This window comes from Streptococcus sp. ZY171113 (assembly GCF_057748235.1).
The window spans coordinates 532,257-559,256 of the sequence record NZ_CM173243.1 but is presented as its reverse complement, the minus strand read 5'-3'; the positions used below and the strand labels follow the sequence as shown (position 1 = coordinate 559,256).

At 50.4% G+C, this 27,000-nt stretch carries 3 protein-coding genes and 1 pseudogene; 1 reads left to right on the top strand and 3 read right to left on the bottom strand.

All coding sequences use genetic code 11. From position 1 onward, the window contains the following. Positions 1-77: 77 nt before the first annotated feature. Positions 78-10,328, bottom strand: a complete 10,251-nt coding sequence (locus AC3ARB_RS02595) for a beta-N-acetylglucosaminidase domain-containing protein (RefSeq protein WP_488321007.1) — start codon at positions 10,326-10,328, stop codon at positions 78-80. 175 nt (positions 10,329-10,503) lie between these two features. Here AC3ARB_RS02595 and AC3ARB_RS02590 point away from each other — a divergent pair. Continuing rightward, positions 10,504-10,764 (top strand): annotated as a pseudogene (locus AC3ARB_RS02590) (hypothetical protein); the annotation flags it as partial. Here AC3ARB_RS02590 and AC3ARB_RS02585 read toward each other — a convergent pair. Both AC3ARB_RS02585 and AC3ARB_RS02580 read right to left on the bottom strand, forming a co-directional pair. Further along, positions 10,748-18,766 carry a G5 domain-containing protein gene (locus tag AC3ARB_RS02585; RefSeq protein ID WP_488321006.1) on the bottom strand — a complete coding sequence of 2,673 codons (8,019 nt, stop codon included), beginning with the start codon at positions 18,764-18,766 and terminating at the stop codon, positions 10,748-10,750. The pseudogene AC3ARB_RS02590 and the gene AC3ARB_RS02585 sit on opposite strands and share 17 nt — an antisense overlap. A 185-nt stretch (positions 18,767-18,951) precedes the next feature. Continuing rightward, positions 18,952-26,940 carry a discoidin domain-containing protein gene (locus AC3ARB_RS02580; protein WP_488321005.1) on the bottom strand — a complete coding sequence of 2,663 codons (7,989 nt, stop codon included), beginning with the start codon at positions 26,938-26,940 and terminating at the stop codon, positions 18,952-18,954. Positions 26,941-27,000: the final 60 nt, after the last annotated feature.

Below are 27,000 nucleotides of genomic sequence, written 5' to 3'. Positions count from 1 at the left end.
AGCCACTAGGCCAACTGCTTTTTTAGTTATCCAGACTGCTATCAGTCTGGGGGCAGAACTGGCGTTTTAGAGAGCCACTAGTCCTTCTGTTTAAGACCTGCTAGGCCTAGAGTTGACAAGATACCAACGGCACTCACGGCGACCGGAGCAGCACCCACGGCATCTGTCTTCGGCTCCTTAGCCGTCTCAGGGCTTGCCTGAGCCAATTCTGGGGCGATAGGAGCCACGGCACTTGCCTGTTTTGGTGATGGGTTAAGCACCGGTTGTCCAGCCACTGGAACAGTTGCTGGCTCCTCCACAGGAGCACCAACCAAAATCAAGGTCTTAACTGGAACAGCGACTTCTCTCACCTCAAGAACACGTTCAGCAGTCTTGACATTGTTGGTGTAGGTGTCTTGGTAAATCTTGATGACTTGGCCTGGACGACCTGGACGAAGCACCTTAACCTCGCCTGGTTTAAGGCTGCTTGTCACCACCCGTTCCACTTCCATCGGCAGGGGTTCAATCACTTCTCTGGTCTCAGTACGGGTCACCTCAGCTGGACGAGTGCCCACCAAAATCAGTTTCTTAACAGGAATCAGGGCTTCTTTGACTTCCAGAACCCGTTCACCTGTCTTGACATTGTTGGTATAGGTGTCCTCATAGATGGTCACCAGACGCCCTGCGTGACCGGCACGCAGAACACGCTCTTCACCAAGGGCCAGACTAGCTGTCTCAATACGCTCCACAGTAAGCGGCAAGTCGGTCACTACCTCACGAGTTTCCGTGCGGCTGGTTACCAGAGGGCGAGTACCGATGAGAACCAGTTTGTTGATTGGTTCAATTCGATCCTTAATCTCAACAAGACGGCTGGTCCGTCCTCCACCAGTGGTAACAGTGTCTTCATAGACCTTGGTCACACGGCCAGGAACTCCTGCACGCAGAACAATCTCTGTGCCCAAATCAAGATGTGACACGCGGATTTCATCACTTCTAAAGGCGATTTCCTCGATTTGCTCTCGAGTGCTGGTGTTTTTAATCACGACTGGACGACTACCTCGACGAATAATTTTTGCAACTGGAAGGGTCAGGGACTTGATTTCTGCAAGTCTTGAAGCTGTTACTTGACCGTTTTCAAGCGTGTCCTCGTAAACCTTAACCAGGCTACCGAGTACCCCTTCACGTTCAACCCGTTCAGTTCCCAAGTCAAGGTTCGGGTCACTAATCACTTCTGTTCTGAAGAAGATTGGCTCTGACACCTCACGTTGGTGACCTGGTTGGGCAAGAGGTGGTTGGACTGGTTTGGTTGGGCCAGTCGGTGGTGTTGGTTGATCTGGAACTGGTTGATAGTAGGTTGCCAATTCATAGACTTCCAAGGCCTTGCCGTCATGAACCAGTTTGACATCCAGGAGGTGTTTGACGCTGCTTGGCAGGACGAAGGTCTTGAAGCTGCTATCCAATGCCCCAAGGTCAATCCACTTGCTGGCAACTGCACGGTCATGGCGCTCTGCCATTTCCTCAACCACACGGGCCTTAACCTGCACGCTCTGACCTGGAGTGAGGGCTGACAGGATGGTCACGTGGTTGTGGCCAGTGTTTTCCGACAGGCGGTAATGGAGCTCGCCAGCTCGCTCGGCGGTGCTGTAACCAGTCAAAAGGCGACCGTCTGCCAGGTTGGTAGCCAGGGAGTCTGCGGTCTCAGGTCCTGTCGTCACAACGGTCGGGTCGTTAACGGTTTTAACGAACTCGCCATCATTGATGACCAACTCAGTGAAGGAAACGAAGCGGTGGTTGTAATCAGCTGTAAAGAGCACACGCAGGTAGCTGGCTGGAACTGGAGTCGCCAAGCGACCTTCGATGTAACGGTTACCCGGACGGGTGCTGTCATGGGTCCAGCCATCGGTCAGGGAATCATCTCGACCGGCATTGGCTTGGCCGTCACCGACTGTCACCACATCGGTCCACGTTTGCCCATCTGGGCTGACCTGAATCTTACCATCACGCAGGTAGTTGGCGGTGCCATCCTGAATGTAAGCACGGATGCTGCGAACAGGACGCGGGCTGCCTAGTTTGATGACAATGTCGCCACCAGAACGTGGGAAGTCTGAGAATTCCACATGGTTGGTCAGTTTGCCATCAAAGAGCTCGGCCAGGTTGTTACGGTTACGAACATCAGATGCCCCGTAAGTCGCATGAACACCCATACTGGTCTTGTTCAGACGGTCAGGTAGGACTTCCTTGGTCTTAACCGTCAGGGCTTGGGCAGAAACGGTCTGGTCGCTGCCTGTTTCGTTGACCAAACGAACGTAGCGAACCAGGTCGTGGCTGCTGATTTGATCCTTGGTGTACCACTCCACACCGTTTGGTGAGTAGAGCAGGCTCAGTTGAGCGTTGCTGCTACCAGTCAAGGTCAGGCTCTCCAATTGGTGGAGACGTTCCAGTTTAAGACCCAAGTAATCATTTGGTTTCAAAACAGCAGTTGCTGGCAGGGTCATGCTGTAACTATCCAAACCTTTAACGGTTCTGGTATCCGCCAAGGCAGATTGAGAGGTCTCGGTGTAGTCTGGTACGCCAGCCTTGCTCTCAAGTTTGAACTCAGCAATCCGCCACCACTTAGGCATTTCCTGACTATTCTTGATGCGGACAGCGCTTGCGGTCACATCAGTTGGAATGCTGATGGTTTGGTCGCCAGTCACATCCGCCAATTTATGCCAGGTTTGACCGTCTGCGGTGTATTCCACCACACCACGGGCAATCTTGTCGCCGCTACCTTGAACGATGGTCACCTTAGACAATGGTGTCGCACTGTCCAGATTGAGTTGTACCCAGCTGTCGGCTGGTGTGTTGTCCTGGCCATTGCTGTTAGCAAACATGGCTTCGGTGCTGTTGTTATTATCCAGAGCAGCTGCCTGAGTCGTGTTCAGTTTGTAAACCAAGTTGCCGCTGGTTGTAATGGTACCTGTCACTGAACCAGTCTCTTGACGAGCCTCCAATGGACGGTTAACCGCAATTTCACGGACACCCAACCAGGTATTAGCCTTGTCAGCTGTTGCCACAATGCGGACAGCCTTGGCTTCCAGGTCTAGGCCATCAAAGTTGATGACTGGCTCATTACCCGTATAGGCTGGTGTGGTCAAGCGTACCCATTCATCATTAGCATTGAGGTACTCAATGTTAGCTGCTGTGAAGGTGTCACGAGGGTTGCTGGTTGCTCCCATGGCAAAGGCCAGGCTCTTGAGGGCAATCGGACGGTTGAAGGCCAAACCAACATAGTCACCTGTTGAAATGGTGTTCGGTGTTTGCACCAAGATTTGAGTGTTGAGCTTGCCATCGGTCACACTAACCAAGTCACCTTGGGAGAGGGTCCGGTTGGTGATGAGGCGGGTCTGGATGACACTTGGATCCAGGGCCTGTTCAATCTTACCAGCCACATGCTCCAAGAGGTTGAGGGTGAATGGCTTGATGTGCTGAACGCCCAATTCAGCCTCTTCGTAGTGGTTAACGTACCAGAAGGTATGGGTCTTAGAAGCATTATAGTGGTCAAGACCAGCCTTGTAGTTGCTCCACAGAGCGGTCTTATCACCATCCAAGTGCTCGGTTGCTGTCAAGAGTTTGTCCAAACCATTCATCTGGTCAATGGTGTTGTCCAACCAGTAGCTGATTTGATCCTTCATGCGGGCATGACCAGAAGCCTTGTAGGTTTCTGCGGCAGCTTTTAACTTGGCAAATTCCTGACGCAACTCGGTCCGCTCTGCGGTCACATCTTGACCTGCCCGCAACTTGGTCATGAAGGCAGTCAGTTTCGGTGCCAATTCGATAGACTCTTCCAGTTTGACCACACGGCTATCCATGGCCTGGTTAATCATGTGCTTACCGAGTTCACGGAAGGCTTGAGATTCCTTGCTATCCTTGAAGGTGCCGTTTTCGGTGAAGTTGAAGGCCATGTCATTGACTGCCTTGGCTTCTGCTTCTGATTTCCAGACCTTCCAAGTGTATTCAGCCGCATTAAAGAGGGCAATCTTAGAAGGTTCTGACTGCTGCATTGGGTTGAGCATGATACCGGCAATCAGGCTTGGGTCAACATTTTGATGGAGGAATTTCTCACCGCCACCCAAAATCAGGTGCTGCTTAGAGTTGTCGGTACATGGCCAGTTGATCCAGAGTTGAATTGGGCGATAGGCTGCTCCTTCAGCTGTCAGATTGGTTTTAAGGTTGTTGAGGAAGTTGCTAGAAACCTCACCCCAAATCCGACCACCGGTCAGGGTCAAGGCACTGGTTTCTGGCAGGTTGGCATTGAGGGAGCGGAGCTCAGCCTCACTACCGTTACCCCAGTATTCGTGAGGGACAAAGACCATTTCCTTCCGTAGGCCAGTATAGTCGCTCTGCTTTTCTTCCAACCAATCGGTCAAATCACGCATGAGGCGGTTGTAACTATCGTAACCACCCTGTGGACGTGGAGCGTCGTCAGCTAGGATACCGAACTCACGGACACCGACGTCCATCAGTTGAGTGAACTTGGCCTTGATGACGTTGAGGTCGTTTTGGTAATTGGCATCATCAAAACGCATCCGATTGTGCATGAATGGGTGCAGGGTCCACACGTAGCGGGTCTTGCTCTGGTTACCAGCCTTGGCTAGCTCACGAATATCTTCTAATTTCTCTGCTGGGTAGAGGTCACGCCAGCGGCTGTTGTGATATTCATCATCCTTCGGTGCAAAGAAGTACTGGGTCAGCTTGAGGTCACCACCGTAACGCATGAGCTCTGCTCGATCTTCGTTGGACCATGGGTTACCGTAGTAACCTTCGATAAAGCCACGGTTTTTGATATCAGCGTAATCTTCAACGGCCACATGACGTAGGACTGGCTGAGGGCTATCCTTGAGCATGTGTTTGAGGGTGGTCAAACCATAGAAGACCGCATCGGTATCCTTACCAACAACAGAGATGGCATTGTCCTTGATGACCAGGCTATGGGCATCAATCTTGTCAAAGAGGTTAGCTGACAGGGCTTGGCTAGTTTGGTGTTGGCTGGCCAGAGTCTCTTGACCATGGATACCCAGGTAAATGTTAGTGCTATTGGCCTCCGCCGCAGAGCCAGTCGTGTAGGAAATGTTGTTGGCTTGCAGGGTTTCTTTGAGGCGGTTGCGGGTGTAAATGTCCACACCGCTACCGATAACCAGGTTGACACGACCGTCCAGACGAAGCAAACCGTCACCGTAGGTCACTTTCTGAGGGGTTGGGAAAACGGTGTAGTTCTTCTGCAGGTAGGCTGGGTCAGTCAGAGCGGCCTGAATAGCTGCTGCATCAGCTGCCTGTGGAGCTGTCCAGCTGTCTGGCAATTCAACTGTGCCGTCAGACACGACTTCAGCTGCCACTTGACTTGGCAAAATAGTGAAGGTCTTGGTTACTGTGCCTTCGTAGGCTCCCTTACCGGTAATGGTCACACGACCACTTGTCCGCTGATTAGCTTGACCAATATTATCAGCATAGGTCAGGGTGTAATCAGTGTTCTCAACCAAGGTCCGACCGTCCACTTGAACAAGTGGTTTTGGTGTCAAGGCTTGACCAGTATGGGTCAGGCTGCTGGTTGGCAGGCTGACATGGCTATCGGCCAAGACTGTCTTGGTATTGGCATTGACAACTTCACGGGCCCGCAATTCGCTGGCTGACATGAAGCGGTTGGCATTGTTGCCACTACCCAAAGTGTTCACAGCCTGCAACTTGAGGTAACGGCCTTGGCGAGGGCTAAAGCTGGCCTCTTGCCAATCATTGGTATCGGTAAAACTACCGTTGGTCACTTTTTCCCAGTTTTGATTATCTGAACTGATGTAAACCTCGTAGTTGGTCACCTTACCGTTTGGCGTACCGTCCTGACGTTGCATGTAGGCAAGACCGTCCAAGGTTCTGACACGGCCGGTGTCTAGGGTCACCCAGAGGTTAGCCACATCAGTTCCAGACCAGGCTGAGTGCCAAACCGAACCTAGGTTGAAGTCATTGGCGTTACCAACAGCTTCACTTGGACGGTTCTCGGTTGAACCTGCGGTGATGGTCACTTGATCACGAGCCACATAACGCTTGTCTTCAGGCGTTTGTGGGCTTTCAGGAATCAGGTTGATGGTGTAAAGACCTGTTCGTGACTTGTCCTCAGACTCGGTGAAGATTTTCACCACGCCGTCCTTGGCCGGCAGCACGGTCACCCCAACGTTGGCTGTTGCGTTGCGGGCAGAAATGGCTCCAGCATCTGGAATCCGCATGGTTGGTGCCACCTTGTTTCCTTGATGGACTTGGTTACCAGAACGAACCTCGGTCAGGCTGGCATCGCTCTGAGTTGCAAAGCGTTCCAGGGCGGTCATCAGTTCCAACTCGGCAATACCAACTGAGGTCTTGCGGTTGCCCAGATTTTCGTCGGCATTCTCCACCGTCATGGCAAATTCAACAGCTGGTACTGGTCGTTCCAAACGGTAGGTAACCTTGGTCAGACCGTTAACCGTTTCTGGGGCAGAGGCAGTTGCAGCAATTGGCTGATGTGCCTCACCTGCACCACGGCTCCAGCTAAAGGTGGCTGATTTCGGTGGACGAAGGGACCAGCTATCACGGTGATAGTAGGCATTGACTTCGGCAATGTTTTGAGCCGTGTCATAAACAAAGGTCAGTTTAGCAGTATTTTGACCAGCCTGGGCAGCGTCATAGTTGGACCAGATGGTCGGGTTGGCACCACCGTTTGAGTTGGCTGATACGGTCAGGTTGCGGTCACGGATGGCTTCCAAGGTGTCAGAACCCGTGATGTTCTGCGTCAGTTTAGCGGCTACCGGAGCCACGTTTTGGTCGATGGTCAAGGTCTTGTTGGCCACACGGACGCTGGCTGTCACCGGCAGGCGTTGCCCCAAGACGTTGGCAGAACCGTTAACCAAAACTGTCCCTTCCTGAGCAAACTGTGACGCCTCTGGCATTTGCCAAGAAACAGGGAAAGTTGATGACAAGAGGGTGCCATCCGCCAGGTAGGCCTGGGCAGTCGCTGGCAGGGTCGGTTGAACGCCAACTTCAGTAGCCGTGCTGATGTTTTTGATGGCCGCGATTTGATCGATGATGGACACCACGATTTCCGCCTTGTTGGTCAAGCCAGCGATGGTGCCGACTGCTGTGAAGTTCTCGCCTGCGGCCAGTTTAGCAGCAATAGCAGAGCGGTCAAAGCTGAGGGCCTTCTCCTCTTCACGCCCATCCTGGTAACGGATGGTGGTCTTGTCTGGCAGGGTCAGCTCCGCACCTTTTTTCAGGTAGATGGTCTTGGTCAGCTTGTAGCTATCCACCACATCTGCTTTCGGAGCTGTCTTAGCACCTACGGTAAATTCAGTCCTTGCGGCAGTCAATCCTGGGGCTGTTGCTGTAACGCGAACCGTACCAGCTTGACCAGTCATCTTGAGGATGGCCAAGGCTTTACCACCAAAGGCCTTGCGGTTGTTGTCTTGGTAAGACTGGTGGTCAACTGGATTACCGTTGTCCATAGCAACCAACTCAGCAGGACCGTCAACCGTAATGGTGACTGGATTGGTGGCATTGACCACCAGATTGCCTGCAGCATCCTTGACGTCGATGGTCACATAAGCCAGGTCATGGCTGTCAACAGTAGTGTCTTTCTTGGTTACTTGAGCCACCAACTGACTTGGGCTAGTAAAGGTCTTAACTTCCTTGTTACCAACAGTCTTGGTGATTTCACGACCTTGGCTATCCAAGGCAATGGCCTTGATGGTGCCAGGACGGTAGGCCACATTCCAGGTCAGGTAGAGGTTTTTATGGTCTGCCTGCTGCTTGTCGGCCCCCTTGTAAATCTTGTAATTGTAGCCAGCAGCTGTCCGCTCAGTGGTCAGCTCCTTAGTCCCCAAATCAGTCTCTCGACCGTCTGGTGCCACGTGCACCAGTTTCACCTTGTCAGCGTTGGAATAAACCACAACCTCAACGTTGTTGTTGGCATCTTTCTTAACCACAGACTCTTCCCAAGCAGGAAGGACATGGAGGGTGGTGTCTTTCTGGTTCCATTGGCTTCGGTAGAAATAGTAAGAATCTTTCGGGAAACCAGCTGTATCAACGATACCAAAGTAGGAGCTCTTCGGTGACCCCCAGGCACCAACGGCACCTGAACTTACCCCGTTCCAAGGGGTTGGCTCACCCAGGTAGTCAAAGCCTGTCCAGACAAATTCACCAGCAACAAAGTCTCGTTTGATGACATCGAACCAGGCTTCGCTGGCCACATGGCCCCAGCCCACGGCACTCTGGTCATAAGAGGTCAACTGTCGGTCGCTACGGCGTTCATTGCCCTTAACATCATAAACCCCACGGCTGTTAACAGCAGAAGCCGTCTCCGAACCGTAGATAATCCAGTTAGGATTGGCCTGATGCCCACGGTCGTACTGGGCACCACCAGCATAGTTATAGCCGACAATACCCTTGATACCTGACTTATTGCTCAAGGCATTGGCCATGGCGATTGAGGTCGTATTGTTATTTTTCAGCATGTTATCGCCCAGGGTCGCTGGACGAGTTGGGTCAACTTCTTCCACCCAACGGGCCAATTTGCTAATCACTTCTGGGTAGTTAGAGGTATTGGCAGCGAAACCTTCCATCACCTCATTCCCCGTTGACCACATGATGATGGACGGGTCGTTAACCCCGCTCTTAACCATCTGCTTAATATGAAACTCCGCCCAGGTTTGGTTAGCACTAGCCCCATTAAGGCCCTGAACGCTGTTGCCAATCGGCACATTGAACCAACGGGCATAGTCGTTGGTGTTACCATTTTTCGCGTGTTCCCAAGTGTCAAAGGCCTCGTCAATCAGCATCATCCCCTTGCGGTTGGCGATGTCTTTCATGGCACGAGAAGATGGGTTGTGGGTCACCCGAACCGCATTGACACCCATGTCTTTCAAAATCTCAAACTGGCGTTCAATGGCATCATAGTAGGCACGCGCCCCAAGACCACCCTGGTCATGGTGCATGGAAACCCCTTGGAGTTTCATGGCCTGACCATTGAGCTTGAAGCCTGTATTGCTATCAAATTCGGTAAAGCGGAAGCCTGTTTCCTGGTCCCTGGACTGGATTTTTTGCCCATCTTGGAAGACCTCCGTCCGAAGCACATAGAGGTTAGGGCTATCCACCGACCAGAGTTTTGGCCTCACAAGGTTAAGGTTTGTGGCAATAGCAGAGCTCTGACCAGCTGTCAAGCTGCTCGTCGCACTCTTGCTGGATTGGGCAACTTGGGCACCCAAACTGCCGTCGCTGTTGCGTTCAAAAAGGGTTGTCTGAACGCTGACATTAGCTGTTGCACTGCTTTGGTTGACCACCGCAGTTGACACCTCAACCCGGCTACCCGCAGCCTGGTTGTGACTGGTGGCCAAATCAGGCGTCCGAACAGTCACCCCATACTCTTCCACATGAACTGCTGGAGTGAAGTTCAACTCCACAGACCGGTAAATCCCCGAACCAGAATACCAACGCGAACTTGGAATCGGGTTGGTCACCTTGATGGCCAGGGTATTTTCCTCATCCTTTTTCAGGTGGTCGGTCAAATCAAAACTGAAGGGGCTATAACCGTTGGTATGAACACCCAGAGAGGTGCCGTTGATGAAGACCTCCGTCTCCATGTAGGCACCATCAAAGTTGAGGTGAACACGGCCCTTGGCCGCCTCATCACCAATAGTAAAGGACTTGCGGTACCAGCCAGTACCACCAGGCTTGTAGCCACTTTCTGCCTCACCAGCCTGAGTGTAGTCTTGAATCAAACTAAAGTCATGCGGCAAATCAAGATTTTTCCAGCTGGAATCATCATAGCTCTTGGCTGAAGCCCCAGCACTATCGCCCAGGTTGAACTTCCAATCCTTGTCAAAGTTAACCGCCTTATCCGTTTCGTTATAGTGGTTAACCTTGTGCCATTCAATTGGCGAGCTGGTCTGGTTGACTTGGGATGCTCCTGATGGGGCTGGAGACGCCAAAAGAACCTTGTTCTCCTCTTTCGGTTGAACAGGTTTTTCAACATTTTCTTCGTCAGCAACTGTTGCTGGTTCCTCGGCCACCACAACAGACTCCTCCTGCTTGGACACTAGTGAAGTCTCCTTGTCAACCACAGGTTCTTCGGCAGTGACCGTGTCAGGCTCAACAGCTGTGTCCTCAACCTTATCCCTAACAAGGCTCCCCTCCTGTTCTGTTGCTGGCTCAGTCACACTGTCAGCCAAAACCACTTCTTGAGGTAGGGCACCCGACAAGAACAGACCGACAATAACGGAACCAACACCTAGGCTAGTTTTGCGGATAGAATAATGATACAGTTTATTTAAGAATTCTTTTTTATCATGCTTCATAAACGCTAGTCTCCTCCTTTTAATGACTCATGTGAGTAGCTTGATTCGCGACTTTTCGCAAACGTTTCCAATTACAATATTAACAAAAAATACCCAAATAAGCAAGGTCTAATCCTAAAAAAACAACAAAAACTAGCATTAATTTATCATAAATAAACCCAACTCACCTAAGCAAGTGAGGATGGTTCACGTTAGAGGTCACCAAACCGTCCAAACAGAAATCGGATTCCTCTTTATGAGCATGAATCTCACAAAATTGGCTAAGAATTGGGCTGCTAAAATAGCTAAAAATCAAAAACCACACGATGATTCTTGCATCTTGATTGTTTTCAAGACAGAAATCACTGTGTGGTTTTATTGTGAGGCTAGTTTTTGCCCAACCTCTATTGCATTTAAGAGTAACAAGCTCCTAGAGACAGCTAGTCATTCTTTTTAAGACCAGCCAAGCCAAGTGTCGCCAAGAGGCTGGCTGCACCGATGGCCATCAAGGCTGAATCGGCGTCACCTGTTGCTGGCAGGCTTGGTTTGCTGCTGTCTGCACTTGTTGCTGGTGCTGGACTAGCCACAGGTGCTTGGGCAAGTGGCTGGATAGCCACTGGAGCTGGTGTGTTAGCTGGCACCTGGTCGACTGGGAAGACTGGTTTCTCATCAGCTGTCACGCTGTCTCCCTTCTGAGTGACTGGCCTTTCTGATCCAATCGCATTTGCTGGCAACTCGTCAGCCCTTACGCCCTCACCATGTTGAGTAAGAGGCGTTTCTGGTCCAGTCTCATTAGCTGGAACCCGATCAAGTGGGAAGGCTGGTTTTTCGTCCTCAGTTTCAGGAAGGAGTTTAGCGTCTGGCACTTGGTCAACTGGGAAGACCGGTTTCTCATCAGCCGTTACGCTGTCTCCTTTCTGAGTGACTGGCACTTGGTCGACTGGGAAGGCTGGTTTCTCGTCAGCCGTCACACCCTCACCATGCTTAGTAACCAGCTCTTCTTTCTCCTCAGGTTGGGCAACCTTGGTGCCCCTAAGTACAATCTGAGTGACTGGCAGGCTAACGGTCTTCACGTCAACCAGGCGTTCACCCGATTTGACACCGTTGGTAAAGGTGTCCTCATAGACCTTGATGAGGCGACCATTGACACCGACCTGGGCCACGACTTGATGGCCCAAAGGCAGGCTAGCATCGTCCAGGTACTCGGTGTCAAAGGCGATGGTCTCTGGCACCTCACGAGGAACTGCCGTCGTGGTAGTGACAGGGCGAGTGCCGACACGAACCACCTGACGAACAGGTTGCACCAGACTTTTCACTTCAACCAAACGTTCAGCTGTCTTGTTGCCCTCGGTAAAGGTGTCCTCATAGACCTTGATGACCTGACCATTGACACCTGCTTGAACAAGGACTTCCTTGCCTAAATCCAGGGTGTCATCTTGGAGGCGTTCGGTTTCAAACGGAATAACCTCTGGGACCTCACGGCGGCCTGTGGTGGTTTTTGGACCTGCTGGACGGGTGCCGACTAGAACAATCTTGTTAACAGGGGCCACACGCTCTTTTTCCTCAACCAAGCGTTCGGTTGATGAACCCGCTGCTGTCTCGTAAACCTTGGTCACACGGCCTGGCACACCCTCACGAGCGACAATCTCCTGGCCAAGTTCAAGGTTAGCGTCTGTCAGACGCTCAGTTTGGAAGGCGATGGGTTCAACCACTTCACGACGAGTTGGTTGAGCCTGGGTTGTTCCTGTTGTCGTGCCAGTTCCGACACGAACCACCTTAGCTTTTGGCGGCACAATATCGGTAATGTCAATCAAGCGACGACCAGTCTCTTTTCCATCCGTCAGGGTCACTTCGTAAACCTTCACCATGCTGCCATTTTCACCCTGACTAACCACTTCTTGTTTACCTGCTGGTAAGCTCGGATCAGTGTAGGTCTCGGTGTCAAACAGCAGGGTCTCAGTCACACGATCTTGGCGGGTGGTCACCGTTTGCGTTGGTTGACCTGTACCTGTATTTGTTCCTGTGTTTGTTCCTGTGTTTGTACCTGTATTTGTTCCTGTATTTGTTCCTGTGTTTGTACCTGTACCAATAATAATCACTTTATTTTTCGGCTCAACTCGAATTGGTTGACCAAGCTCTTCTGTTCGAGCTACCAGACCGTTAATCAAGGTCTCACGAACCCGTTTGGTCAAGCTACCATTTTCACCACCTGTCTCATTGCGGAAGCCTACTGGCTTGCTTGGATCTTGCTGCTCAATCGTTTGGTATGGCAAGACTGTTGTGAATTGACGCTCACGAGTTGCCTCATGTGGACCAAACAAGGCCAATTCTCTCAGGGTCAGCATGGTTGGTGTCGCTTCACCATTGGCATCACGTTTGGCTTCCAGAGCTGTCACAACCACACGGTTGGCTTTGATTGGAGTTGTAAATTCATGGGCAACTTCAGCCTTACTATAATCGACAGCTACATCGCCTGAATCATAGACTTTGGTATCCCCATTATAGGCCTCAACCTTGTACTTGGTCATGGTACCATTGTTGTTAATCCGCTTGGTAATCAAGAGAGAAGCCAAGTCGATTGGTTCATTATCCCGAGTGGAGACGGTTACACTTTGTGGCAACTTCCAAGCAGTTGGATAAGCCCCATCAACGTAGTTAGACGGCGTATCCCACTTGAGTTCAGCATTGTTGGTCTTATTGCCATCAAGCAACTTGTCGGAACCAGCACCTGGTTGCCAAGCGTCAGCATTTGCCGCTGTAACTCTAAGCGCTTTGCGGTCAACCTTGCTCAAGTTGCTGTTTGCACCCAACTTGGTCACCACGTTAACTTTTGGACCGTTGATGTTACTGATGTCACCAGTTGCCACTTCCAATACGGTCTTATCCTTATCACCTGGTTGGATACGGTAGGCCAGTGTATCCCCACTACGTTGCTCGACAAATTGAGCAACATTGCCATTAGACAAGAGTAGATTAGGGTTGTTGGTTGGAAGAACCGTGTCTTCAAAGGTAATAAGGGCCAAGTTGTCACCCTCAAAGGCAACAGACTTCACATTGATATCTGGCAATTTCGGTTCTGGGCTGGTCAGGAAGGTCCAGTTAAATTTCTTATAGTACAAGCTATAAGTGTTTTCGTTGGCACCGTTATGCTCGTAAAGCAGAGCAAAGTCGTCGCCACCCAGATGCTGGATAGAGTTGTAAGCAAAGTTACCGTCTTGAATCAGGCGGTGGTTAATCCAATTAAGTTCGCCTTGTCCATCAACCTCAGCCACACGGACATGACCATTGGTTCGGCCTGGACCTTCAGCGTTAGCCAAGATGACGTATTCCTTGCCGTCACGTTCAACACGAACAGCAGATAGCTGAACATAGACATCATTGACATCGTCAAACTGAACAATCTCGTTTTCCCAGCTCTCACCACCGTTTTTGCTGGTAGCCATAGTGACTTTGCCTTTTGCACCACGCATAAACATCTTAATGTCACCATTCTTGAGCTGGACAACAGTGGCTTCTGTCTTAATTTCACTACCGTTGTTCATGTCACGCAGGTTCAGAACGCTACCATTAGATAAGGTACGACCATCATTGACTGACTGGCCGGCATGCCATGTAGCTCCTTGGTCGTCCGAATAGAGAATCAGAGATGATTGGGCATTGAGATTTCCTGTCCAGTTGGTGGCGTAGGCTGGCACAATCAAACGGCCCTTGTGTTCACCAGAATGGAGGGCAATACCTGTACCAGGCCCTGTTCCCAGGAACTTCATGTAATCTGCTTTCAGGTCTGGGGTCAAGTCTCTTGGTTTAGACCATGTCACACCATCATCATCTGAATAAGACATCCACATGAAGGAGTTGTTAGGTGCTCTGAATGGGCTACCCTTAGCGGTTTGGAAGAAGATGTTATCAATCTTACGATCACCTTCGTAGAGGTCTCCCAAATCAGCGTAGCTATTGGCGAAGCCGCCGCCATCAACATCAACTCGATAATTGGTCTCTACCCCATCTGGCGTGAAGACACGACCATTTTCTCGCACGGTATAAGGTGTTGGTTCATCGCCCTTGTAGAGGTTAAGGTACTTCTTACCGTTAATTGTGGTGTATTCGACGTTACCTTCACGAGTAGCTGGCAGGCTAAAGAGAGCTTTTCCTTCTGGGTACATGTCATAGAAGGCAAAAATCCGCTTGCTGACTGGGTCTTGTACCAGAGCTGAGTCAATGGCGAGAACGTTATCTTGGTTCTTGTCAGTGGCATTTGGGTTCTGCTTGAGGTCAATAATCTTGATGGTATTGCCCCAAGTTTCGCCCTGGTCAGAACTCCGACGAGCTACAATGGCAATATCACCCCAGTCAAGGTAATGGTTACGACGTTGGTCACTGACAGCAATCACTGTCCCCTTATCAGTTACCAAGAGAGCTGGAATCCGATAGTGGCCGACACCTTCCGCATTCTTACCACCATTGCGACCGGCTTGGAAGACAGCGATTTTTTCAGTGACTTCTTCGCCTGGGTTGGTTGGTAGGGTGTAGGCTTTTCGTTTGAATTGGGCAGAGCGTTCAAGAACTTTTTCTTCTGGCAAGGCGTCGCTGTAAAGAGTAAAGTTGCGGAACTCTAAGCCGTTGACGCCCCAAGGCGATGTATTGCCACGCTGAGCCGCTCCGAGTTGAGCATGTTGCAAGTTGCTGATGGCCTTGAAGACATCTGGTTCAACATCTCGTGTTGCAGATAGGACACCGTTAACAAAGATTTTCACGGTGTTCTTGTTGTTGGTTGGGTTTTTCTCATAGGTCAGGGCAACAGCGTTCCATTCACCATTTTTGGTCCGTTCCGTGCCATTATTGACATCAACTGTAACCCCTGGGCGAATCTCCGCTCCGATTTGCCCATTCTTAGAGTAGAGCACCGTATACTTATTAGCGTCTGTTCCACTGGTAGCATTGAGCAAGCTGTAGAAAGCAGGGGCATTTTCTGGTGCTCGGTATTCCACATAAATAGTACCGCTATCTGCTTTTCTCAGATGTTCCTTAACATCATCTCCCAGGACAATCTTAGTACCACTTGCTGTCTCCAAGGTCTGGTTTTCCAATTGCTTAACGATTTTTGGTTGAGCTGGTGGCGTTTGTGGAGTCGTCTCTGTACCACCTGATTCATTACCTGTATTACCGGTGTTACTTGTATTGCCTGTTCCCTCATCCGAAGGGGCATTATCTTTAGGTGCCTCAGGCTGGCTTGGCCGTGTCCCAAAGAGAGCCAGCTCTTTCAAGGTCAACATGGTTGGCGTTGGCTCACCAGCAGCCGTTCGTTTGGCTTCTAAGACGGTCAGAACAACACGGTCAGCCTGAGTTCCAGGATTGAACTGGTGAACAACTTCTGCTTGATCATAAGCGACACTTAGATCCCCAGAAGTATGAACCTGCTCCGTTCCCTTGAAGGCTTCCACCTTATACTTGGTCATGGTGCCGTTTTCGTTAATTCGTTTGGTCACCAATAGAGCGGTCAAATCCATCGGTTGGCCATCACGAGATGAGAGGGTCACACTTTGTGGCAACCGCCAAGCTTCTGGGTAAACCCCATTGACACGGTTGGCATTAGTATCCCACTTCAATTCAGCGACACTACCTTTGTTCCCATCGAGCAACTTGTCTGGACCAGCTCCTGGTTGCCAAGCGTCAGTATTTCCTGCGGTCACACGAATGGTTTTGTTATCAATCTTGGCCAGGTTACTACTTTCACCTAACTTAGTAACAATGTTGACTTTTGGTCCATTGATGTTACTGATGTCACCACTAGCCACTTCCAAAACCAGCTGACCTTTATCAGTTGGCTGAATGCGGTAAACCAACTTATTAGGCTCGCGTTGAGCAACAAACTGGGCACGGTTACCATTAGACAAAAGCAAGCTCGGGTTGTTGGTTGACAGAACGGTATCATCAAAGGTCAAGACGGCCAAATCATCCCCTTCAAAATCGACACGAGAAACATTGATATCTGGCAATTTTGGTTCTGGGCTGGTCAAGAAGGCCCAGTTAAAGGTCTTGTAGCGGAGGCTATATTCGTTTTCACCAGGTTCGCTATTCTCATAGAGCAAACCAAAGTCGCCATTACTCAATTTTTGAATGGAGTTATAGGCAAACTTACCATCTCGGATCAAGCGATGGTTAATCCAGTTAAGATTACCTTGGGCGTCAACTTCAGCCAAACGCACATGGCCGTTAAAACGATTAGGTCCTTCAGCGTTAGCCAAAACAACGTATTCTTTACCATCTCGGTTAAACTGAATAGCCGACAACTGAACCCCAACATCCGTCACATCATCCAGCTTAATCAATTCGTCTGTCCAGGTTGCACCGCCATCCTTACTGGTAGCCATCAACACCTTGCCAACAGTTCCCCTCATGAAAATCTTGAGATCACCATTATTGAGCTGGACAATGCTGGCTTCGGTAGTTTGCTCTCGAGAGTTCCCCATAGTGCTGGAATGAATCACAGTACCATCCGACAGGGTGCGGTTGTCGTTGACGGACTCACCAGCCTTCCAGGTTTCCCCGTGATCATCTGAGTAGAAGGACAGGGTAGACATAGACCCATTGTAGAGCGGATGAGTACCAGTAAAGTTAGTCAGGTAAGCTGGGACAATCAAACGGCCCTTATGCGGTCCTGTGTGGAGAGCCAGAGCGGCACCAGGACCAACCCCCATGAAGTTCATGTAGTCCTTCTTGATGCTTGGGGTCATGTCTTTTGGACGAGACCAGGTGACGCCATCATCATCTGAATAAGACATCCAGATGTACATGTTCTTAGGAATCTTGAATGGGGAGGTCGTGTTGGATTGATGGTAGATGTTACCAATCAAGTCATTACCCTTATAAATATCCCCCAGGTTGGCATAGTGTTGACTGTTGTCATTAACGTTAACGCGGTAATCCGTTGCTTGACCTTCTGGGGTATAAACAACGCCATTCTCACGCACGGTGTAAGGCGCAGCCTCATTTTCCTTATAAACGTTGAGGTAGGCCTTACCATCAATCTGGCTATGGCTCTGAACCTTGTTGAGGGTTAAACCAAAGGCCCCCTGCATCTCTGGAATCATGTCATAGAAGGCATAAATCCGTTTGGTAGTTGGATCCTGAACCAAGGCCGTATCAATGGTCATCGGCTGCAACTGCGGGTTTTCAGGATTTGGGTTGTTTTTCAAGTCAACCAGCTTGGTAATACCGCTCCAGGTTTTCCCGTTGTCAGTACTGCGACGAATAACCGTTGCAATATCGCCCCAGTCGTTAAAAGTGGTCTGGCGTTGGTCAGTCGCTGCAATGACAGTTCCCTTATCCGTCACCAAGAGGGCAGGAATCCGATAAGAAAAGACGCCTTCATGTTTTTGGTTGTTACGTCCCCCCTGGAAGACAGTCACTTGATCAGAAACCACTTCGTCTGGATTTTTAGGCAATTCATAAGCCTGACGTTTGAAGAGGGCTGAACGTGCCTCTACTTGTTCTGGTGTCAGTGCTTCACGGTAGAGACTGAAGTTACGGAACTCCATGCCAGGAACTCCCCAAACAGAGTTGGCCGCCCGCTGTGCAGCCCCCAACTGGGCATGGTTAAGGTCTACAATCGGTTTGAAAACATCTTGGGCGATGTCCTTAGTCTGAGAAAGAACCCCGTTCACATAGAGGTCAACCTTGGTTTGATTGGTTGCTGCATCCTTCTTGTAGGTAAGGGCAACAGCATTCCACTCATTAAACTTGACAGGTTCTGTTCCCTCGCTCAAATCAATGGTTTGACGGGAACGAATTTCAGCACCAACCTTACCATTCTTGGTGTAAATAACAGTGTACTGGTTGCCGTTGGTCGAGCTGCTGGCACTGAACAGGCCATTCATCTGAGTGGTATTTTGCGGAGCCCGATATTCTAAATAGATGGTGCCACTATCCGCTGTTTTCAGGTGATTTTTTACGGTCTCATCTAAAACGATTTTATTACCAGTTCCAGCAGCCAGAGTCTGGTTAGTAATCTCTGTGATTGGCGTCGGGAGAGCTGGAGCAGCCGGTTGGGCTTCGGAAGCCATCAGTTTATTTCCTGGTGCACTAGCAGGATAAACTGGACTCATGCTGACCGCACCAGCATTCAGTGCCGAATAGTCCAAGAAATTCTTATCCTCTAACAAACCAGCGGCAGACTCCTCTGCTCCAACAGCCGATGTCTCAATAGCTTCAGTCGGTACTTCCTCCTTAGTAGTACCTTTATCTTCTTCAATCTCAGTACTGTCTACTGGATCTTCGGATTTTCCTTCAAGCACTTCTAACACCGTCTCACTAGTCGTCACCGGTTGGTTGGCAGACTCAACCTGCTCCGCTTCAACTGCACCAGGTGCCAAAAAACTCAGACCGATAACAGCCGAGCAGACACCTATAGACAGCTTACGAATGCTGTACTTGTTCTGCTTATCAAACAAATGTTTCATTTGCCTTCTCCTTTTTGATAGCGTTTTCCTTTATAGTAACTATATCATATCAACTTTTCGCCCTATTGTCAAGGTTTATTATCACTTTCAAACATTTTCCCACATTACATGAAAGAAAACAAAACTCCCCCACTTGCCTAAGCGAGTGGGGGATGAGTTTAGAAGTAACAAACTCCTAGAGAAAACTAGTCATTCTTTTTAAGACCAGCCAAGCCAAGTGTTGCCAAGAGGCTGGCTGCACCGATGGCCATCAAGGCTGAATCAGCATCACCTGTCGCTGGCAGGCTTGGTTTGCCGCTGTCTGCACTTGTTGCTGGTGCTGGACTAGCCACAGGTGCTTGGGCAACTGGCTGGATAGCCACTGGAGCTGGTGTGTTGGCTGGCACCTGGTCTACTGGGAAGACTGGTTTCTCCTCAGCTGTCACACTATCACCTTTCTGAGTGACTGGAGTTTCTGATCCAGTCGCGTTTTCTGGCAACTTGTCAGTCCTTACACCCTCACCTTGTTGAGTAAGAGGCCTTTCTTGTCCAGTCCCATTAGCTGGAACCCGATCAAGTGGGAAGGCTGGTTTTTCCTCTTCAGTTTCAGGAAGGAGTTTAGCGTCTGGCACTTGGTCGATTGGGAAGCTTGGTTTCTCCTCAGCTGTTAGGCCTTCACCGTGCTTAGTAACCAGTTCTTCTTTCTCTTCAGGTTGGACAACTTTGGTGCCTCGAAGGACAATATGAGTGACTGGCAGGCTAAGGGTCTTCACGTCAACCAGGCGTTCGCCCGTTTTGACACCGTTGGTAAAGGTGTCCTCATAGACCTTGATGAGGCGACCATTGACACCGACCTGGGCCACGACTTCTTGGCCCAGAGGAAGGCTGGCATCGTCCAGGTACTCGGTGTCAAAGGCGATGGTCTCTGACTCCTCACGAGGAACTGTCGTCGTGGTGGTAATCGGACGGGTGCCGACCAGAACAAGCCTATTCACAGGTTCAACACGATCTTTTTCTTCGACCAAGCGTTCCTCACTGGTTTCATCAGCCTTTTCATAGACACGGGTGACACGACCTGGAACACCCTCTCTAGCAACTACTGTCTTACCTAATTCAAGGTATGGATCTTGCAGGGTATCTGTGTCGAAAGCTAACTCAACCACCTCTTCTCTCAGACGAGAGGTAGGTGCCACCGTTTGACGAGTACCAACTCGAACCAACTGAGCAACAGGTAGGGAAATAACCTTAATATCAACCACCTTACTGCTAAGTACGATGTCTCCTTGTCGAACTTCCTCATAAACTTTAAGAAGACGACCTGGAACACCCTCACGGTCAACAACCTTTTTACCTGCTTCAAGATTTGGATCCAGAACTTCCAGAACCTCAAAATCAACAATTTCCTCTGCTTGACGACGGTCTGGTACCGTATTGACAACAACTGCACCTGTACCACCTGTCGCTCCGGCACCAGTTCCTGGGGTCGTGCCTGGGGTTGTACCATTGCCAGGAGTTGTACCTGTACCGGTTCCACCTGTATTACCAGTATCAGAACCTGTGCTGCTGCCAGTTCCAGTACCTCCTGTATTGCCGCTGTCAGTACCTGAATTATTGTTACCAGTATCCGTTCCTGGGTTGCTACCTGTGCCATTACCCTGGTTTTCTGGTTGTGGTTGAGCGACACGGACCTTGTGGAGGGTCAATTCTGCCGCACTAGCAAAGCCAGATGCCCCCTCAAGAACCTTGAGTTGGACATGGTCTGTGGTCAGGTTGTCAAAAAGAAGTTCTTTTTCCGTCGCATCATTGGCCCAATTGCCTTCTGCAATCTTGGTCAGGGCACCATCACGTTTAGCATAAAGCTCGTAACGCAGGATGTTACCGTTGGTACCAGATTGGCGAGGCAGGTAGGTGAAGCTCCGCAGGGCAGTCGCTTCTTTAAGACGCATGTCAACGGTGTAGGTCGGGTCCTTCTTGACCCAGTCAGAGTGCCAGATGGTACCAGTATTGCCATCAAAGGCCATGCTAATCTCGCCACCATGCTCGTTGTCCTGGTTGCTGGCCACGATTGAGGCAAACTCCTGTGGATTGACAATATTTGGGTTGACATAAGGCGCGGTGCTCAGGTTCAAGCTATGCAGGGTACCCTTAAAGCCAGTTACATAATCCAATGGCAACACAAAACTAGTATAAGCTAAGGCTGGATGCTCAGCCTGTGGCAGACGGGCTACCTTAACATCATCCACATAGACATCCGTGTTAAGCTCCTTGGTAACAAAGGTCACCTTGTAACGACGACCTGGTTCCAGGGTCTTGTCAAACTGCACATGAAGGTGTTCAAAGGCATAGGCCAACTTACCGTCTTTATCAGACAGGAAGATGCCATTACGACCATCGGTCAGGATCCCTTGAGGGCCAGTGCCATCCAGGGTCACTTCCAGGTTCAGCACAGCATTTGGACCCACTTGACCCAAACCAGTCGCCAGGTAGTCCTCCTGCTTCCCGAAGGTCAAGCCCTCTGCACCAGCCGTAACGCCCTCGCTCGTGAGAGCCACCAAACTATCTTTGCTGATGGTGATGTTGTCAATAGCAGAGCGGTATTCAGGGTTGGTGTTCGGAGCATAGAGACGCTCTTCAGGTAGGGTTTGACGGTCCTTAAAGGCTGGCGCTAAACGTGGTGAGCCCCAGGTCTTGTCTGCTGTAACCGTCATGGTCGCAAAGAAGCGTTTGAAGACATCATAAGAGGTGATACCCGTCTCGTGAAGGTCGATGTTATCGTTCCAAACCGCATGGCCACCACCGATGATTTGCGGATGAGAAGCAGGATAATTTTTACCTTGACGACCAGCCGTCCGGAAATCGTTTGGTGTCCAACGGTCATACTGGGTGATGTAGCCAGAGTAGTCCCCGTAACCACCAACCGAACCGTTACCACTTGGCACACTATAGGTCGGGGCATCGGTGATGTTGATGACCTTAGCACCCATAGCCAGGGCCAAATCAGGGTTATGCCAGCCCAGGTTCCAGATTTGAAGTTCGGTGCCACGACCATCAATCTCTTGGCCTTGGGTTTTCAGAGAGAGTGAGCCCCAGAAACGAGGGGTCTTGCCCTTTTCCTTGACATACTGAAGCATATCGGCCAGGTAACGTCGATAAGATGCTGAAGAACCATAGTACTCATCGGTACCGATGTGGACAGTGGTGACATCTTTCAGAGGAGCGTCCTCATCAAAGTAGAGTTTTTGATAAACAGACTTAACAAAAGCTAGGGTTTCATTGTATTTGGCATCCAAATCCAGCATGGCCGCCCGCTCAACATTGTGGTGGCCACCGAGCTCTGCCCCCTTGTACATAAGGTCTGGACGAACCTTAACAAAGGACATGGCGTGGCCAGGCGTGTCAATTTCAGGAACCAGGTTGATGCCCAAATCGCCAGCCAAACGTACCAGTTCTCGTAATTGATCCTTGGTGTAATGCTCTTCAGAAGTCAGACGAACGCCGTTTTCACCCACCACGTCAATCTCCGCACGGAAACCAGTTGTGGCATTGTTGAGAACGTACTCCAGCTCCTGTTCAGGGGTCAGGTTCTTGCCTTCGATGTGTTTCTTGAGGAAGATGTAGTTATCGTTGAGGTGGAGCTGGAGGTCGTTCATCTTGTAGTAGGCCATGTTTTTCATGATGTCAATCACGACATCGTATGGCACAAATTTACGGCCGGTATCCAGCAGGAAGCCACGGTGGCTAAAGCTTGGGAAGTCACGGATTTCTCCATTTTGCAGGCCTGTCTCACCCATCTGCAAGAGGGTACGGGTGGCATAGAAGGCACCGGTATGGCTATCAGCTTCGATGGTGATGACACCGTTGTTGATGGTGATGCCATAACCCTCTTGACCATAACCCTTGTCGCTGACTTTCTTGAACTCAACCCGTTGAGCAGCTGTGCTATTGCCCCGTGAAAGGGTCAGGCCACGGGCAGCCAGGTCTTCGCGGTAGAGGTCTGCCGCCTTGGCGAAGTTGTTGTCATCAGCCACTACGACTGTCGCGTTGCTGATGCTGCTGGTGCCCTCACGGCCATGCCATTGTTGCACAACAGGGACAACGCTTGGTTTTTGTCCGACACCTTCATCAGCGTAGCGACCAGCGACGGCCAGTTCAAATTCCTTGGTGAGAACATCGCTGCCCAAGGTCTGTTTGAGGGTTACCTTAACGGTTTGGTTGGTCAATGGTTGGTAAACCCGGCCAGCCAGGTCGATAACCCCATCCTTGTCGCTGCCGACCAGTTCAACACCAGTGAGGTCAGGCAGTACCAGGCGGGTTTGGTCGTTGTTGAGACTGAGGCTTTGGATTTGATCCAGGCGAGAACCAGCCGCTGGTGCTAGGTTAGAGTAGGCACGGATTTCACGGATACCCACGTTGTTCCAGTTGAGCTGGCCTGCAACAGACTCCAGAACTTCCAATTTAAGGTATTTGGCATTGATTGGGGTTGACAAAGCCACCACTTCAGCAAGACTGGCGTCTCCACTTGGACGCTCGTGAGCCACCTGCCATTGATCTGGGGCAGCTGCGGTCGCATAGGACAGGCGCCAAGCCTTAACGTTAGGGTCAGCGGTAATCTGACGACTAGCATTGGCACGAGGGTCCCAGTCAATCTCCACCCGCTCAATGTGGGTGGTGTTTGGTAACGTCAAGGTCAAGCTTGGCTGGTTTGGATTGCGGTCGGTTGCCCAACGAGTACCGTCTTGACCGTCAACAGCCTTATCGCCGGTAAACTTGGTACCTGCCTCAACGTTGGAGGCCACGGCAACTGCTCCCCGAAGGTGGTTGACATCTGGGGTGTTGACAATGGTTTCTGTTGGGTTAGAGTAGGCACGGATTTCACGAATGCCCACGTTGTTCCAGTTGATTTGACCAGCAACAGATTCCAGAACTTCCAGCTTGAGGTGCTTGGCATTAACTGGGGTGGCCAGGTTGATGACCTCAGCAGCCTTTGGATCAGCTGACGCCCGCTCATGGGCGACCTGCCACTGGTCTGGAGCTTCAGCAGTGGCATAGGACAGCCGCCAAGCCTTGACGTTAGGGTCGGCCGTGATTTGACGGCTGGCATTAGCCCGCTGGTCCCAATCAATCTCTACCCGCTCAATGTGGGTGGTTTGTGGCAGGGTCACCGTCAGGGTTGGGGTTGGGGCATCCTTGTCCGTCGCCCAACGGGTGTCAGCCTTGCCGTCAACCGCTTTGTCACCGATAAACTTGGTGCCCGCCTCAACGTTTGAGGCCACAACGGTCGCCCCTTGCAAGTGGTTGACATCCGGGGTATTCAAAACATCAGCCGCTGGTGGGGTTGTGGTATCCGCCAAGCGGTTAGAGAAGACTCTGAACTCATTGATGGCTGCGTTTCTCCAGTTGAGCTGGCCGGCCACGTAGTCGGTCACTTCCAGCTTGAGTTTTTTAGCGACAAATGGCTGAGCGATAGCGATGGATTCCTCAACAACAGGCTCACCTGTTCTGACATGAGCCACTTTCCAAACATCAGGCTGGTCTGGACTGGTGTAAGACAGTTTCCAAGCCTTAACGTTCGGATCAGCGGTGATTTGACGACTGGCATTGGCCCGTTGGTCCCATGCCACTTCTACCCGCTCAATGTGGGTCGCTTCTGGCAAGGTCAAGGTCAAGGTCGGGGTTGCCGCATCCTTGTTAGTTGCCCAACGGGTAGTCAGGTCTCCATCAACAGCCTTGTCAGCTGAGAATTGAGCTACTTCAACATCACTAGCTTCAACCCTTGCCCCCCGAGCATGGTTAACATCTGGGGTTCTAACAATTTGCTGGTTACCCAAAACAGTCACCCTAGTGGCTGTCTTCATGCCAAGTAAGCTACCACCAGTTGTTTCCGTCAATTTCACGGTGAAATCAAAATTCTGGTCAGCCTGCTCAGTATAGGCAAGTGTTGGAATGCGGACAGTTTTCTCAGTTTCACCATCAGCAAAACGGACAACCTCAGTTGTGTCACGGTAAACCTTACCGTGAACACCTGTGCCAGGCTCAGTAATCACTTTAACGGTAGATTCCCCTTGGCTACCGCCAGTTCGACGAATGGTCACCACCGCCTCACGGCCTTTAGGCACTTCGAGGCTGTCAGTAGACACTTCAAACATCCCCTTACCATTATTGTTGAGGATGTATATACCCTCGGTCGCAATGGCACGGCCAGTCTTGTTGACCAGTTTCAGGGTATGGTTACCGTGAGTCAGGTCATCTGTGGTGTAAACCAACTGGCTGCGTTTACGAGTTGGGGATTGGGTATTGACATCGGCTACTTTTTGACCGTCAATGTGAACTTCCAATTCACCGTGGTTAGGGTCAATGGTACTGACAACGTAGGCCTTGCTACCAGTGAATTGGAACTCAACTTGAGCCCCTTGGCGGTTAGTCCACATGGACTTGCCACGAATGCCCTCATTTTCTTCAAACCATTGGCTGTTGTGGCGGTTGGCATCCAGGTGGGACACATAGGTTGTGCCAAATGGGAAGCCATCTGACAGCTCAACGCTCTTAGGTGTCTTATAAACAGCAAAATTACTGAGCATTGGGGTCGCTTGAGCGTCCGTAATCCGAACCCGCAAACGGCTGGCCGTTACAGGCTGACCTTGAAGCAAGCGACGGTAGCCAACAGTCTTGCCACTAACATACGGCAACCATTGACCATTGACATCAACATCAACTTCAAAATTAGAAATCCGTTGGCCTTTTTGGATAAACTCTTTGAGTTCAATCACATCGAACTCACGAGCTTGACCCAAGTCCACAACAAACTCGCCCGTTCTGGAATCACGAGCTGGTACCCAAGCCGTATCTTCCTTGCCATCAGTCAAGTGACTGGCATTGTAAAGACGGTTGGCACGAGTTGAGGTGGCTGTAACAGTAGCTCCCTCAGCCAAGTTGGTCGCATACATGGCCTCCAAGGTCGCATGAAATTCTTGCAAACGAGCCACATCGCTGTCCGCAAATTTACCACGACGGTCTGGCGGAATGTTGAGCAGAAGTGGCGTGCCACGGCCAACTGACTGGAAGTAGATGGACATCAAGTCCTTGAGTGACTTGGGCTGTTGGTTGGCATGGTAGAACCAACCTGGACGGATGGACACATCTGCCTCACCAACAGAATACATATCACCCTCTGGATCACCTGAATTCAGGTAAGCATTATTGGCATTACGGAATTGGTCACGTTTCACCTTGTGCCAAACGGGATCACCTGCGATACCACGCTCGTTACCAATCCAACGCACACTTGTTGGCTCTGATGAGAAGATGGTAATGTCGCCCTCGGCCTGACGAATGTAGTCAAACCACTTGTCAAATTCATAGGTAACAGCCTCAGCACCGGAACCTCTTGCTCCGTCCATCCAGACTTCGACAAATTTACCGTTATTACCGTATTTGTCGTTGCCAAGGATTTCTTTCAGTTGATTGAGGTAATACTCATTGTACTCAGCCTCAGTCTCCACCTTGTATTTCGGATGGTTGGCATCCCAAGGAGACAGGTAAACCCCCAGGTTCATGTCATGCTTGGTCGCTGCCTCAGACACTTCCAACAACACGTCACCCTGACCATTTTTCCACGGGCTAGAAGCCACGTCATGAGTAGTGTGTTCAGACGGATAGAGGGCAAAGCCATCATGGTGTTTAACCACCATAATTGTCCTCTTAAAACCGGTGTCTTTCAGGGTCTTAATCCATTGCTCCGCATCTAATTCTGTCGGATTAAAGGAACTAGGATTTTCCTTACCATTACCCCACTCACTATCCGTAAAGGTGTTCATCCCAAAATGGATAAAGGCAGCCAATTCTTCCTTATGGTAGTTGAGTTGAGCCTCAGACGGTAGTGGGCCATGAGCCGCCACTTCACTCTCTTGATCTTGAGCTTCGCTCTTCATAATCACTGAGTCAGCTACAACCTCCTCTGAAGCTGGCTGTTCAGTAGCTCTTGCCTCTTCGGTACCTTCTGGTGCGGTATTTTCTGGCGTGCCCAATGGCTGAGCTACTGGGTTGGTCTGGATGGTATTGGTATCTGGTGAGTTAGAGTTGGTCTCTGTGTTGGCAAAAACTTGCTCGCTGGTTAAACCAGCTCCCAAGATCAAGGCTGAATAGAGTAAAACACCCAATTTACCCTTATTTGAGCCTGATTTTCCTTGTTTTAGCATGGGGAACTCCTTTTCATTATTATATCGTTATCTCCATTGTATTCGTTTTCTTTATGTTTT